The organism is Nonomuraea sp. NPDC049419 (assembly GCF_040676995.1).
Classification (GTDB): domain Bacteria; phylum Actinomycetota; class Actinomycetes; order Streptosporangiales; family Streptosporangiaceae; genus Nonomuraea; species Nonomuraea salmonea.
This window is the reverse complement of sequence record NZ_JBFAQB010000011.1, coordinates 157,482-170,855: the sequence shown is the minus strand read 5'-3', so window position 1 is coordinate 170,855 and position 13,374 is coordinate 157,482. Positions and strand designations below refer to the sequence as shown.

Annotated in this window: 13 protein-coding genes and 1 pseudogene; 7 read left to right on the top strand and 7 right to left on the bottom strand. The window is 72.6% G+C overall.

Translation table 11 applies throughout. The annotated features are described in order from the left end of the window. Window positions 1-17: 17 nt before the first annotated feature. Both AB0K12_RS29225 and AB0K12_RS29220 read right to left on the bottom strand, forming a co-directional pair. Window positions 18-1,070, bottom strand: a complete 1,053-nt coding sequence (locus AB0K12_RS29225; protein WP_364567969.1) for an ABC transporter substrate-binding protein — start codon at window positions 1,068-1,070, stop codon at window positions 18-20. Continuing rightward, window positions 1,067-1,657: an XRE family transcriptional regulator gene (locus tag AB0K12_RS29220; RefSeq protein WP_364567966.1), complete on the bottom strand. Its 591-nt coding sequence runs from the start codon at window positions 1,655-1,657 to the stop codon at window positions 1,067-1,069. The genes AB0K12_RS29225 and AB0K12_RS29220 overlap by 4 nt, the downstream gene beginning before the upstream one ends. Window positions 1,658-1,751: 94 nt before the next feature. On the opposite strand from AB0K12_RS29220, the gene AB0K12_RS29215 reads away from it, so the two are divergent. Then, window positions 1,752-2,780: an alpha/beta hydrolase gene (locus AB0K12_RS29215; RefSeq protein WP_364567963.1), complete on the top strand. Its 1,029-nt coding sequence runs from the start codon at window positions 1,752-1,754 to the stop codon at window positions 2,778-2,780. 1 nt (window position 2,781) lies between these two features. Here the strand turns inward: AB0K12_RS29215 and AB0K12_RS29210 are convergent, their stop codons facing one another. Both AB0K12_RS29210 and AB0K12_RS29205 read right to left on the bottom strand, forming a co-directional pair. Then, entirely contained in the window at window positions 2,782-3,270 is a 489-nt protein-coding gene (locus tag AB0K12_RS29210; protein WP_364567961.1) for a hypothetical protein, read from the bottom strand. A gap of 20 nt (window positions 3,271-3,290) precedes the next feature. Then, window positions 3,291-4,163, bottom strand: a complete 873-nt coding sequence (locus tag AB0K12_RS29205; RefSeq protein ID WP_364567958.1) for a LysR family transcriptional regulator — start codon at window positions 4,161-4,163, stop codon at window positions 3,291-3,293. An 81-nt stretch (window positions 4,164-4,244) separates the two neighbouring features. On the opposite strand from AB0K12_RS29205, the gene AB0K12_RS29200 reads away from it, so the two are divergent. Then, window positions 4,245-5,441: an MFS transporter gene (locus AB0K12_RS29200; RefSeq protein WP_364567956.1), complete on the top strand. Its 1,197-nt coding sequence runs from the start codon at window positions 4,245-4,247 to the stop codon at window positions 5,439-5,441. On the opposite strand, the gene AB0K12_RS29195 is transcribed toward AB0K12_RS29200, so the two are convergent. Further along, entirely contained in the window at window positions 5,408-6,289 is an 882-nt protein-coding gene (locus tag AB0K12_RS29195; protein ID WP_364567954.1) for an NADP-dependent oxidoreductase, read from the bottom strand. The two genes, AB0K12_RS29200 and AB0K12_RS29195, sit on opposite strands and share 34 nt — an antisense overlap. A gap of 70 nt (window positions 6,290-6,359) precedes the next feature. On the opposite strand from AB0K12_RS29195, the gene AB0K12_RS29190 reads away from it, so the two are divergent. Further along, the gene (locus AB0K12_RS29190; RefSeq protein ID WP_364567951.1) at window positions 6,360-6,989 is read left to right on the top strand and encodes a helix-turn-helix domain-containing protein; all 630 of its coding nucleotides are present in this window, start codon (window positions 6,360-6,362) and stop codon (window positions 6,987-6,989) included. 137 nt (window positions 6,990-7,126) lie between these two features. Here the strand turns inward: AB0K12_RS29190 and AB0K12_RS29185 are convergent, their stop codons facing one another. Both AB0K12_RS29185 and AB0K12_RS29180 read right to left on the bottom strand, forming a co-directional pair. Next, window positions 7,127-8,164, bottom strand: a complete 1,038-nt coding sequence (locus AB0K12_RS29185; protein ID WP_364567948.1) for a P1 family peptidase — start codon at window positions 8,162-8,164, stop codon at window positions 7,127-7,129. A gap of 72 nt (window positions 8,165-8,236) precedes the next feature. Continuing rightward, entirely contained in the window at window positions 8,237-9,241 is a 1,005-nt protein-coding gene (locus tag AB0K12_RS29180) for a hypothetical protein (protein ID WP_364567946.1), read from the bottom strand. Window positions 9,242-9,473: 232 nt separating this feature from the next. Between AB0K12_RS29180 and AB0K12_RS29175 the strand changes: the two are divergent. The 4 genes and pseudogenes from AB0K12_RS29175 to AB0K12_RS29160 all read left to right on the top strand — a co-directional run. Further along, window positions 9,474-9,821 (top strand): annotated as a pseudogene (locus AB0K12_RS29175) (hypothetical protein); the annotation flags it as partial. A gap of 66 nt (window positions 9,822-9,887) precedes the next feature. Continuing rightward, window positions 9,888-10,352: a nuclear transport factor 2 family protein gene (locus AB0K12_RS29170; RefSeq protein ID WP_364567943.1), complete on the top strand. Its 465-nt coding sequence runs from the start codon at window positions 9,888-9,890 to the stop codon at window positions 10,350-10,352. A gap of 84 nt (window positions 10,353-10,436) precedes the next feature. Next, window positions 10,437-11,414, top strand: coding sequence for an ATP-binding cassette domain-containing protein (locus AB0K12_RS29165; protein WP_364568314.1), 978 nt, complete (start codon window positions 10,437-10,439; stop codon window positions 11,412-11,414). Next, window positions 11,411-12,247 carry an ABC transporter permease gene (locus AB0K12_RS29160; RefSeq protein WP_364567940.1) on the top strand — a complete coding sequence of 279 codons (837 nt, stop codon included), beginning with the start codon at window positions 11,411-11,413 and terminating at the stop codon, window positions 12,245-12,247. Before AB0K12_RS29165 ends, AB0K12_RS29160 begins: the two co-directional genes overlap by 4 nt. Window positions 12,248-13,374: the final 1,127 nt, after the last annotated feature.

Below are 13,374 nucleotides of genomic sequence, written 5' to 3'. Positions count from 1 at the left end.
GGCCTGCCGGAGCGGCTTCACGCGATGGGCAGCACGCGGAACTCGCCGGGGTTCGCCGGGTCCCGGTCGGCGATGTGGATGGGGGGCCAGGTCCACTGCCAGATGCCGATGCCCGGCTCGCGGGAGAACCGGATCAGGCCGCGGGTGCCTTCGGCCCGTACGCGCGGCCAGGATGCGGCGATGTGCTCGCGTTCGGTGCTGTGCCGAAGGATTTCGGCGAGGACCGTGATGGTGTCGTAGCCCTCGAAGGCGACGAAGGACGGTGTCTCGCCCAGCCGTTCGCGCAGGGCGTGCTCGACTCGAACGCCGATCGGGCTCAGACGTTCCGGGAGGTAGCGCAGGAACGGGATCGCGGCGCCGAGTTCGCCGAGCGTGGCCCAGGAGGGAAGCTCGGGCTGGCCGGCGGGGGCGCCGAGCGTCAGCCCGGTGAGGCGCGGATCGTCGCGGACCGCTCGGACGATCGGCATCGCCGGCTCCGGGTGGCCGGTCAGGAGCAGCAGGGCGGTCGCGGAGTGCCGCACGAGGGCGTCGCACAGCGTCTCGGGCGGGAGCGGGTCGAGCTCGATGACGGTGCCGCCGTGCCGGGTCAGGTGGTCGCGCAGGATGCGGGTCCCTGTCGCCCAGTAGACGCTGGGCTGGGCCGCCACGGCGACGCGGCGGTGTCCCGCGCCGAGGAGGTGGTCGGCGTAGCGGCGCCAGCCGCGCGACTGCGCCGGGGCGATGCGGGCCACCCAGGGCGTCGGCTCGTCGGTGAGCGCGTCGAGCACGGCGGACGAGCACAGGTACGGCACCGCGAGGGCGTCGGCCCTGGTGGCGACCGCGCGGGCGACGACGCTGTGGTACTCCCCCGCCAGTGCGGCCACGCCGAGCCCGGCCAGCTCGTCCACGGCCGCCGTGGCCCTGGCGGGGTCGGCCGCGGTGTCCCGCACGAGGAGTTCGAGGGGCAGTCCGGCGGTGTCGGCCTCGGCTGCGGCGAGTTCGAGGCCGGCGAGCAGGTGCCGGCCCGCCTCGGCCCAGCCGGGCGGGGTCAGCGGGGCCAGCGCGCCGATCCGGACGGGTGACGTGCTCATCGGGCCGGGCGGTGGGGGTCGGCGTGGATGTGGGTGCGCATGCCCTGCGGGTCGAACAGGATGAGCAGTTCCACCGCCGTGCCGTCGGCGCTGCCCAGCCAATGGGGCGAGGAGGTGTCGAACTCGGCGGCCTCGCCGGGCGGCAGCGTCAGGTCGCGCTCCCCGACGATGAGGCGCAGGCGGCCGGTGAGGACGTAGAGCCACTCGAAGCCGTCGTGCGTCTTCAGGGACGGGACGAGCGGCTCCTGCGGCGCGGGGATGATCATCTTGAACGCCTGGACGCCGCCGGGACGGCGGGACAGCGGCACGAACGTCATCCCGAACCGGTGGATCGGCGTCAGGTGGATGCGGGGGTCGCCGGTGCGCGGGGCGCCGACCAGGTCGTCGAGCGGGACGTTGTAGGTGCGGGCGAGCGGCAGCAGCAGCTCCAGGGTGGCCCGGCGCTGCCCGCTCTCCAGCCGGGACAGCGTGCTCTCGGACACGCCGGTGGTGGTGGCGAGGTCGGCGAGGGTGATGCCGCGGTGGCGGCGCAGCGCGCGCAGCCGCGGGCCGACGCCTTCGATCACCTCATCGGTTTCCAGGTCCATGCCGACCATCTTGCCATAACTGCAACTTTTCGTGCCATGCCTGACATGTCCCATGAGACTGGGCATCCGACGCGTAAGGATCGAAAGGAAAGCCATGATCACTACGACCCGGCCGTCGCCGCGCCGCCTCCTCCGGCGGGCGCGGGTGGCGATGGCCCTCGTTCTCACCGTCCTGCTCACCGTCCTGCTCGCCGCGTGCTCGTCCCCGGCCGCCGGCGACGTCCCGCCGCACGCCGCCGCCACCCACGATGATCCGGCGTTCACGAGCGCCTTCCGGCACGCGTTCGCCGACGTGGACGGCGTCCGGATGCACTACGTGACCGGCGGCAGCGGCTCACCTGTCGTGCTGCTCCACGGCTGGCCGCAGACCTGGTACGGCTGGTGGCCCATCATGCCGGCGCTCGCCGAGCACCACACCGTCTACGCCGTGGACCTGCCGGGACTGGGTGACAGCACCGGCACGCCGAAGGGGTACGACAAGGCGACGCTGGCCCGGTACGTGCACACGCTGATCGCCGAACGACTGAAGATCAGGAACGCCGCCGTCGTCGGCCACGACCTCGGAGCGGCGGTGGCCTTCCAGTACGCCGCCCAGTTCCCCGGGCACACCACCCGCCTCGGCTACCTGGACCTGCCGCTGCCGGGGCCGGGCATCGACGCGGCCACGTACCGGTCGCTGAGCTGGCACATCGCCTTCCACTCCCAGCGGCGGGTGCCCGAGACGGTGGTGGACGACGACGTACGCGAGTATCTGGCGCTGTTCTACCCGCAGGTCGCCTACGGCGGGACGGCGTTCGGCGGCACCTCCGAGCGGTCCCCGTTCACCGACGCCGAGATCGACGAATACGCCCGCACGTACGGCCGCCCCTCGGCCCTTTCAGGCGGTTTCGAGCTCTACCGGGCGCTCGACCAGGACGTCCGCGACACCACGGCGGCGGCGCCGGTGCGGGCGCCGGCCCTGCTCATGACCGCCCAAGGCCAGCTCGACGCGGTCCGCGCCACGGTCGAGCCGCGCGTACGCGACATCGTCAGGGCCGTGGACGTGCCGAAGGCCGGTCACTGGCTGATCGAGGAGAACCCGCGCTTCGTCACGGCGGAGCTGCTGCGCTTCCTCGCCGGATGATTCACCCGGTCGCGTTGTCGCCGTCTTCCGCCGGCGTGGGACGCGGCCAGGTGACGGCGGCGAAGATCACCGAGCAGGTCAGGAAGCCGGCGCACATGGCGGCGAAGCCCGCCCAGAACGAGCTGTAGGACTGGCCGAGGTCGATGCCCAGGAGCAGGGCCACGACCAGGCCCGCCACGAGACCGCCGACCAGGGCGGGGACGTAGCGGGGCGGCCGGTGCGCCAGAGCGCCGGTGAGCGGGAGCAGCAGCGGGAACAGCGCCACCGCCCATCCCGCCGTCGGCTCACCGAACAGGGCCAGCCGCACGGCCGAGACGACGGCCGAGACGCCGATCGCCACCACCGTCCAGATGACGAGCTTGACGGGGTGGTAGCGGACGTTGTGCTCGGAGGCGTGGGCCTCGGGGCCGAACGTCCAGAAAGAGAGCAGCTCTCCGATCATGTCGCCGAGATCGGCCCTGCCGCCCTCGGGACTCCTGTCAGAACTCATGGCGGTCATGATTCCACACCTCATGAGCCTGGCCGCTCGCCGATGAGGTCGAGGAAGGCGGCGGCGGCCGGTGACGGGCGGTCCTGCCAGATGAGGTGCTCGACGCGGGTGGGGGCGCCGCGCAGGCGGATGACGCGCAGATCGGGGAAACGGGTGGCGTACGCGGCGGGGAGCATGCCGACGCCGAGGCCCTGGCGTACCAGGTCCACCAGGAAGTCGGCGGACGACACCTCGAAGGGCACCTCGCGCCGCACCCCCGCCGCCGCGAACGCCTCGTCCGACTGCACGCGCCCCGCCACGCCCGCCCTGAAGTCGATGAACGGCTCGTCCGCCAGGCCCGCCAGGTCAGACTCCCGCTCCGTACGGGGATGGTCGGGGGCCACCACCGCGACCAGCTCGCCGCCGCCGAGCCTGCGGCTGCGCACGCCCTTGGGTTCGGCGCGCGGCGGCAGGCCGAGGAAGGCGACGTCGGCGCCGCCCCGGCGGACCCGTTCGATGAGGTGGTCGCTGCCCGCCGAGGTGAGCGTGATGCCGACCTTGGGATGGCGGCGGCGGTAGTCGCGCAGCAGGACCGGCAGGTCGAGCGCGGTCACGGTGGGGATGGCGCCGACGGCGAGCCGGCCGCGCAGCTCGCCGCCGGCCGCCGCCACCTCGGCCCGCGCCCGGTCGGCGGCCTCCAGGCAGGCGCGGGCCTCCGGCAGGAACGCCTCACCGGCCGGTGTCAGCCGGACCCTGCGGCTGGTGCGCTCGAACAGCCGGGCGCCGAGCTCGCGTTCGAGCGCGGCGATCTGGTGGCTGAGCGCCGACTGGACGACGCGGCAGCGCTCGGCGGCGCGGGTGAAGTTCAGTGTCTCGGCGACCGCGACGACGTACCTCAGCTGTTGCAGCTCCATCCATCCATCGTGCCGCACGATCGATCACGATGACAAAGATGTGTTGGACTCATCGATCACTCCTCCCCCACCCTGGAACGCATGACATTGCAGCAAGAAGTGCGGCACGAGTCCGCTGTCCGGCCGTGGCTCGGGGTCGCGGCGATCACCGCCAGCCTGTTCGTCTTCCTCACCACCGAGCTGATGCCCGTCGGCCTGCTCACCCCGATCAGCTCCGGCCTGGACATCTCGGTCGGCGCCGCCGGGCTGATGGTGACGTTGATGGGGGTATCGGCCGGATTGGGAGTGCCGTTCATCGTGGCGTGGACCAGGCGGGTCAACCGGCGCGTGCTGCTGGCGACGCTGCTCGCGGTGCTGACCCTGGGCAACCTGATCACCGCCGTGTCGCCCAGCTATCCGCTGGTGCTGGGCACACGGCTGGTGATGGGGTTCGCCAGCGGCGTGTTCTGGGGGATCGGCGTCGCCATGGCGATGCGGCTGGTGCCCGAGCGGCACGCGAGCCGGGCGGCGTCGGTGGTCATGTCGGGCATCTCGATCGGCGCGGTGGCCGGCATCCCCCTCGGCACGACCTTGGAGAGCCTGACCGACTGGCGGACCACCTTCCTCATCTGGAGCGGGCTGAGCGCGCTGGTGTTCGTCGCGGTCGCCGTGCTCGTCCCCTCACTGCCGTCGGCGAACGCGGTGTCGGTGCGGGAGGTGTTCCTGCTGCCGCTGCGCAACGGGCCGCTGCGGCTGGTGCTGACGGCCGTCGTGCTGTTCGTGCTCGGGCACTTCGGGGCCTACACGTTCGTGCGGCCGTTCCTGGAGGAGCACGCCGGCGCGACGCCGCTGTTCGTCACCGTCACGCTGATGGCGTACGGCGTCGGCGGCGCTGCCGGGAACCTCGTCGCCGGGCCCGTCGTGGCCAGGAACGCCAGGGGCGGCTTCCTCGCCGGGAGCGCCGGGCTGGTGGCGTCGCTGCTGGCGCTGCTCTTCCTCGGTCAGAGCGCGGCCGGGGCGGTCGTCACGCTGGTCGTGTGGGGGGTGGCGTTCGGCGTGGTGCAGCTGAGCCAGATCACCATGACGCAGGCGGCCGCTCCCGAGACGTTCGAGGCCGCGATGTCGCTCAACACGATGGCGTACAACACCTCCATCGCGCTGGGGGCGCTGGTGGGCGGGGTGTTCGCCGACCGGCTGGGGGTGTCCAGCGTCGTCTGGTTCGGGATCGGGCTCACCGCGGCCGCGCTGCTGCTCGTCCTCGCCGCTCAGACGAGCAGGACGCGCCGGCCCCTCGTGTGACCCGCCTGGCTGTCGATGTGCGCCTGCGCGGCGTCGGCCAGCGCGTACGCCTTCTCGACCGGGATGTGCAGCCTGCCGAGGCCGATGAGGCGGACGGTCTCGGCGAGCGCGTCCGGCATGCTGCCCGCCACGCCGGAGAAGCGGACGCCGAACGTGGAGGCGTCCAGGTCGGCGATGGAGATCACCCGGCGCGGGTCGCCGGTCAGCTCGACCAGCTCGCCCACGACGCCCGCGCCGGCCACATCGATGGCGGCGTCCACCGGGCCGAGCTCGCGCACCCGGTCGGGCCAGCCCGCGTCGTAGGTGGTGGCGCGGGCGCCCAGCCCGCGTACGTAGTCCTGGTTCGCCGCCCCCGCGGTGCCGATCACCGCGATGCCGCGGTCGCGGGCCACCTGCAGCACCGCCGACCCCACTCCCCCGGCCGCGCCGCTGACCAGCAGCGTCTGCCCGGGCTGCACGCCGGTCTCGCGGATGACGCGCAGCGCGGTCTCCATCACCGACGGGTAGCCGGCGGCCTCCTCGAACGTCAGGCCGTCGGGGATGCGGGTCCATGCCTCTAGGACGGCGTACTCGGCGTAGGTCTCGTGGCCCTCGCCGAACACCGGGTCGCCGATCTCCACGCCCGTCACGCCGGGGCCGATCTCGTCCACCACCCCGGCGGCGTCGAGGCCGATGCCGGCGGGCAGCTCGACCTGGTTCATGCCTTCGCGGACCCGCCAGTCGTGGGGGTTGACCCCGGCGGCGCGTACCGCGACGCGGATCTGGCCGGGGCCCGGGTGGGGCTCCTCGGCGTCGATGAGGTGCAGGACGTCAGGGCCGCCGTACGCGGCGAAGCTCACTTTCTTCATGCCGCCGACCGTAACACTAACCGTTAGCGTTTCAAAACAGTTGTGGTTTCGTAGCTGGTAGCATCAGCGCATGACCGTGCCCACCGGACGTCGCGAACGCAAGAAGGCGGCGACCCGTCAGAAGATCGCCGACGCCGCGCTGCGGCTCTTCATGGAGCGGGGCTACGACGCGGTGGGCATCCGCGACGTGGCCGCCGAGGCCGATGTGGCGGTCACCACGGTCTTCGCGCACTTCGCCGGGAAAGAGGCGCTGGTGTTCGACCAGGACCAGAGCTTCGAGCAGCGCCTCGTCCAGGCCGTCCACGGCCGGGCGCCGCACGAGCCGCTCATGCCCGCGCTCCGGAGGGAGATCCACGCCCTCGTACACCACTGCACGAGCGAGGACGCCGCCCCGCTGTGGCGCATGATCGACGAGGTGCCGGCGCTGCGGGCGTACGAGGAGTCGATGCGGCTGCGCCACGCACGGGCGCTGGCCACGGCCCTCTCCGCCCACTTCGGGCTGCCGCCGGAGACGACGGCCTGCCAGGCGATCGCCAGGTTCGCGATCGACGCGTTCTCCCTGGCCCGCGAGTCCACCGACCCGGAGGCGACCGTGGACGAGGTCTTCGAGATGATCGAGGCGGCCTGGGAGGCGGCGGCCCCCGCGCTCGTGCGGCCGGCGGCCGGAGCCGAAGGTCACGCAGGCTCCGCACCTTCGTAGCAGACGCAAGGGGGCGATCCCGCCGGCCCGTGAGGACAGCGGCGGTTTCGCTCATGCTTGAGGGCGACGAGGCCCGCGCCAAGGGCCCTCAGCCGTTACGGCGGGGCCCCGCAGGCGGGATCCCCCAGCCGATGAGGTCAGGGCCGCTCGCGCGGGAGCCGGTCGTAGGGGACGGCGTGGCTGGTGTGGCCCTGACCTGTGGTGGTCGTGGCTTTGAAGAGGGAGTTGAGCAGGGCTTCCTCGACGGCGTCCATGACGGCGGTGAAGAGCGGGCTGAGCGTCTCGTCGGGCAGGAGCGGGGACGAGGCGGGGGCGGTGCTGAAGGCGATGGCGTAGTCGCCGCTGCCGTTCGAGTACGACGCCCCGACCCGGCCCATCGCGAAGATCGCGCGGCGGGCGAGACGGCCCAATCTGCGGGCGTCGAGCGGGGCGTCGGTGGCGACCACGATCATGCAGGAGTTGCCCGGTGGCTCGGCCCCGCCGGCTCCCCGCACCAGCTCGGCCGCCGGCATCGGGACGCCCTGGACGGTCAGCACGCCGCCGAAGTTCGCCTGGACGAGCGCTCCCGCCGTGACCGGGACACCCTCGATCACCAGCCGCCTGGACGAGGTGCCGATGCCGGCCTTGAAGCCCAGCGCCGTCGTGCCGGTACCCGCGCCCACGCAGCCCTCGCCGGGCAGGCCATCGGTCGCGCCTTCGAGCGCGTCGAGCACGTGCCGCTCGGTGATCGGCCGGCGCCTGATGTCGGACAGGAACCCGTCGTTGGTCTCCCCCGCCACGCAGTTGAACGACAGCCCGTCGGGGCGGAGCCGCATCACGTACGACAGCAGCGCATCGGCCGCGCGATAGACCGACAGCGTGCCGGTCAGCACGATCGGCGACTCAAGGACGCCGAGCTCGCCGATCTGGGTGGAGCCGACGAGCTTGCCGTAGCCGTTGCCGACCTCGACGGCCGCCGGGAGCCGCCAGGTGGTGAGCAGCTGCTCGGGGACGATCGCGGTGACGCCGGTGTGCAGGTCGGCCCCGTCGTCCAGCGTGGTGTGACCGACCAGGACCCCTTCGACGTCGGTGATCGCGTTGAGCGGCCCGGTCGGCAGCCCCCCGACCACCACCCCGAGCTCCCGCGCCCGCACCCGCCCGCTCGCTGCGCCGTGGTCGTCGTCTGGTCGTGTCACGTCGAGCAGTATCGCCGCGCCGTCCCGCCCCCGCCGCACCGGGGTGCCGTGAGGTCAGGGGCGGGTGCCACGTCAGGGGGTGAAGTCGAGCTTGAAGACGAAGCCCGCGGCGCGGTGGCCGCCGCCGGCCGTGCAGGCTCCCTTGTTGGCCTCGCCGTTCCAGAACATCACCCGGCATTTGTCGCAGAAGCGCCACTCGGTCTGCCCGGGGCCGTTGTGGTCGTGCGGCAGGAAGAACATGTAGCCCTGCCTGTTGTGAGCGCCGCCCGCCGGGCAGCGCCCCTGGTTGGCGGGGTCGCCGCTCCAGAACATGGTGAAGCATTTGTCGCAGAACCGCCACTGGTCCTGCCCGCCCAGCGGGCCCGGCCGGTCGTGCGGCAGGAAGAAGATCCACCCGGCGGCGGCGTGCCCGCCGCCCGCCGGGCAGACGCCCTTGGTGGGGTAACCGTCGAAGAACAGGCCGCGGCAGCGCACGCAGAACCGCCAGGCGGCCTGACCGCGGTTGATCGCCTTGAACGTCACCGTGTAGTCGCCGCCGTCCCCCTGGATGCGCAGCGACTGCCGCGCCGGGTTGCCCGTCTCGGCCAGCGCGATGTCGCCGGAGGTGAAGCGCACCTCGCGGGGCGGGCCGACCTGGTCGTCGAAGTTCGGGGCTCCGGTGACGGTCTTGAGCGCGGAGTTGATGTCCTCGAGCAGCCGGCCGACGATCGTCGGGCGGGGCGTGCCCAGGGTGGCGGCGATGGTGCCGGAGACGGTGGCGGCGACGATGCCGCGCAGGTTCTCCGGGTCGCCGTTGTCGTTCTCCATGATGCCGACGATGAAGATGGCGTCGTCCGGGTTGGGCAGCGCCCGCTCCTCGCCCGCCAGGCCCCAGAACGACTGGAACGGCACCTGGTGCGTCTCCTGGCCGTCGACGTCGCCGAAGGGGCCGTACCGGTAGACACGCGATCTGGGCACCGGCGAGTTCGGCGGCCTGAGGTCGACCGCGGCGACGATCATGTACGGTTCGTCCGCGCCGACCTCGTCGGTCTCGCTGTGACAGCGGAAACTCTCCAGCGTGATGTAGATCACGGCCATCCCCTCCCGTTGTGCTCTGCGGAGCCGTTCTCATCAGGGTGGGTGCGGCCGCCCGGATCCACATGAGTAACGCCTACTCAAGCGTCGGTCTCGGCGGCGCTGCCGATGACGCGGGCCGCGATCCGTCCGGGATCGCCCGGCGCCCGCACCGGCCCCTGCCGGCGGGGACGGACGGCGGCGGGCGTGCCGTCGTAGCCGGGCAGCGGGTCGGCGACCCGCAGGTTGCGCCCGCCGAAGTCGGTACGCGCGCCCGCACGCGCTGATCGGCGAGCTGTCGGTCGAGAGCGAGCGGTTCCGCCACCTGTGGGCCCGCCACGACGTGTGCACGTCGCGCGGCGGCGTCATCTCGCTGCGGCACCCGGAGTCCGGCGAGCTGCGGCTGATGGCCGAGAAGTTCGCCGTGATCGACGGCGACGGCCTGGAGGCGCTGCTCCTGCACGCGGAGCCCGGCACGCACTCGGCCCGCGCCCTGGCCGGGCTGAACGCCGCCACGCGTCCCGCAGCGACAACGAGGATCCGTGACGTCGGCCGCTGTTCGCCCGGCCGCGGGTGCTGCAGAGCCGGCCGCATCACGACCTGAGCAGGCGCGGGTGAGAGGTCTGATAGCCGCCAGCGGAGATCGTCCCCGGTCGGCGATGCTGGCGCCATGAGCACAGCGGATACGGCAAGTGACCAGGCCGGCGCCTGGACGGTGATGCAGAGGTTCTACGAGGCCGAGGCCGCGTACGTGGCCGCGGGTGGATTCGGCAGGGCGAGCTACGACGACGTCGCCGCCTACCTGGATCCGGAGGTGACCCTGCATCAGGCTCCCGGGCTGCCCTTCACCGGCTCAGGAACCTGGCGCGGCCACGACGGCATGGAGCGGTTCCTGGCCCGGTTCAGTGCGGTCTGGGAGTCGATGGAGTTCCTGGAGCAGGAGCATTGGGGCGACGGTGACACCGTGGTCGTGCGGAACCGGGTGCGCTTCCGCGCCCGGGCCACCGGCCGGGAGGTCGACACCTTGATCGTGCAGCTGATCACCGTCAAGGACGGCCGGATGCTCGAATGCCGCCCCTTCTATTGGGACCCCGGGGCGATCGCCGACGCCTGCCGGCCGGACACGGCCGTCTGAGCAGGGGTTTCACGGCGGCGCAGGCCCGTGAAACCCGGTCGAGGGCACGGTGAAACCCGGGCCGCCGAGAGTGCGGTCATGAGCATGACCGACATTCCACCCGGCGTGGCCGTCCGTGCCGAGGGGCTGGCGAAGACGTTCGGTACGCACCGCGCGGTCGACGGCGTCGACCTCGACGTGCGGACCGGCGAGATCTTCGGCATCCTCGGCCCGAACGGCGCCGGTAAGACCACCATGTTGCGGATGCTGGCCACGTTGCTGGCGATCGACGGGGGCCGGGCCGAGATCTTCGGGGTGGACGTGGCCCGCGACCCGCACGTCATCCGCCAGCTCGTCGGCGTCACCGGCCAGTACGCCTCCGTCGACGAGAACCTGACCGCCCGCGAGAACCTCTGGCTCTTCGGCCGCCTCCAGGGCCTGCCCGGCGCCCGCGCCCGCGCCGTCGGCGACGACCTGCTGGGCCGCTTCGGCCTGCTGGACGCCGCCGACAAGCCGATCGCGCAGTTCTCTGGCGGCATGCGGCGCCGCCTCGACCTGGCGGCCAGCCTCATCACCAGGCCGCCGCTGATCTTCCTGGACGAGCCGACCACCGGCCTCGACCCGCGCACCCGCCGCCAGATGTGGGAGACGATCCGCGACCTGGTCGCCGACGGCTGCACGGTGCTGCTGACCACCCAGTATCTGGACGAGGCCGACCAGCTGTCCGACCGCGTCGCGGTCATCGACCACGGCCGCAAGGTCGCCGAGGGCACCCCCGACGAGCTGAAGACCACGGTCGGCGACTCCACCCTGCAGCTGCTGCTCGCCGACCCGGCCGACGTGCCCGCCGCCGTAGGGGTGGTGCGGCGCGTGCTCGGCTCCGACCCGGTGCTGAGCCCGGAGCAGGGCCGGCTGAACGTCGCGCTCGACCAGGCCGACCTGGCCGGGGAGGTGCTGATCGCGCTGCGCACGGCCGGGGTGCCGATCACGTCGGTCAGCGTCGCCAAACCCAGCCTGGACGAGGTGTTCCTCGCCCTCACCGGCCACGAGACGGACGGCGACGACAACGAGGAGGACCGATGACCACCACGATCGCACCCGCCCGCGAGACGGTCGACGCCGCCGCCCGGGTGGCCGCCGCCCGCCGGCGCGTCTCCGTGGCGGAGACCGTCAGCCAGACCATGGCGATGGCGTGGCGGGCGCTGAAGAAGATGCGCCGCAACCCCGAGCAGTTCTTCGACGTGGCGTTGCAGCCCATCCTGTTCACCGCGATGTTCGCCTACGTCTTCGGCGGCGCCATCGCCGGCGACGTCGAGAGCTACCTGCCGCTGATGATCCCCGGCATCCTCGCCCAGACGGTGCTGACGACCTGCATGGCCACCGGCACGCAGCTGCGCGAGGACATGGAGAAGGGCGTCTTCGACCGGTTCAAGTCGTTGCCCATCGCCCGGATCGCGCCGCTCGCCGGCCCCATGGTGGCCGACCTGTCGCGCTACACGATCGCGGCCACGCTGACCTTCTCCATGGGCCTGGTGATGGGCTACCGGCCGGGCGGCGGGGCGGGCGGCGTGCTGGCCGCGATCCTGCTGGCCGTCTTCACCGGCTGGTCGCTGGCGTGGATCTTCACCTGGATCGGCACGATCGCCAGGAGCGCCCAGGCCGTGCAGGGCTTCTCCATGATGATCCTGTTTCCGCTGACGTTCCTGTCGAACGCGTTCGTGCCGGTGGAGAGCCTGCCCGGGTGGCTGGCCGCGTTCGTCCGGGTCAACCCGGTCTCACACCTGGTCACGGCGGCCCGCGACCTGGCCAACCACGCCACCGTCTCCGGCGAGGTGGCCTGGACGATCGTCGCCGGCCTGGCCGTCATCGCGATCTTCGCGCCGCTGTCGGTCCGCAGCTACAAACGGCACCTGTGACCCGCCCGTCAGCTCTCCGGCCTGCTCGACGAACCGCTGCGCCTCCCCGAGCAGGCCGGCACCGCGCCGGTCGCCGTACTCGGCGCGGACGGCCGCGAGCAGGCCGGGCGCGGCCCGCTCGGCGTGCGGCTCGATGCGCTCGATCGCCATGCTAGGCAGCAGGATGTTGTACGAGAACCGCTCGGCCAGCACCAGCAGCCTGATCGCGAGCTCCGCGGGCATGGCGCCGCGCAGCAGCCCCCAGGCGCCCAGCCCGAAGAGCATCGACCCGCATATCGGGTAGTCGAGGTGGGGGTGGTGCGGCGAGAGCAGGTCGTGGCGGGCGATGTCGGCGAACAGCCGCTCCCCGTAGCGGACGTCGTCGCCCCGGGCGTGGTACGCGTGCGCGGTCAGCGTGATCGACTCGGTGACGACCGTCCATGGGGCCACGTCCACGTCCGCCATGCCGGGCACCCGCAGCTCGCGCGCCCGCTGCACGCCCAGCCTGAACGCGGCCAGCGCGCTGTCGGTCTCGCCCCTGGCCAGCGCGATCTCGGCCGAGCACAGCGCGAGCGTCGCCACCCCGCCCATCACCGGCTCGTTGTCGTTGATGCGCTCGATGACGGCGAGCTCGGCCTGCGCGCGATCGAGGTCGCCGTCGGCGATGGCGGCCGACACCAGCACCGCCCGCAGCTGCGCCTCGTCGTCGGAGGCGCCGATGCGGTGCAGCACGGGCAGGGCGATCCTGGCGTGCTCGACGGCCCTGCGGCGGTCGCCGAGCTGCAGGATCAGGTGGGCCTGCATGGCGTGCATGATCGCGCCGAGCCATTGGCCGTCGTCCTGCTTCAGCAGCGCCACGGTCTGCTCGGCGGCCTCGACCGCGCCCGCCACGTCGCCCGCGTTCTCCAGCAGATGGGCGCGCTGCCGCGTGGCCGCGAACGCGACGTGCTCGTCGTCGCTCCTGGACAGCTCGGCCAGCCGCTCCAGCATGGCAGGAGTGTCGAGCCCCTCGCCGGCGAGCGTCACCACGGTCAGCGCCGCCACGCGGGGGTCGGTCTCGGCGCCGACCGGCAGCCGGCGCAGCAGGTCGAGCAGCGCCTGCCCGCGGTGCTCGGTGACGACCATGATGTTGGAGAGCGTGACCAGCG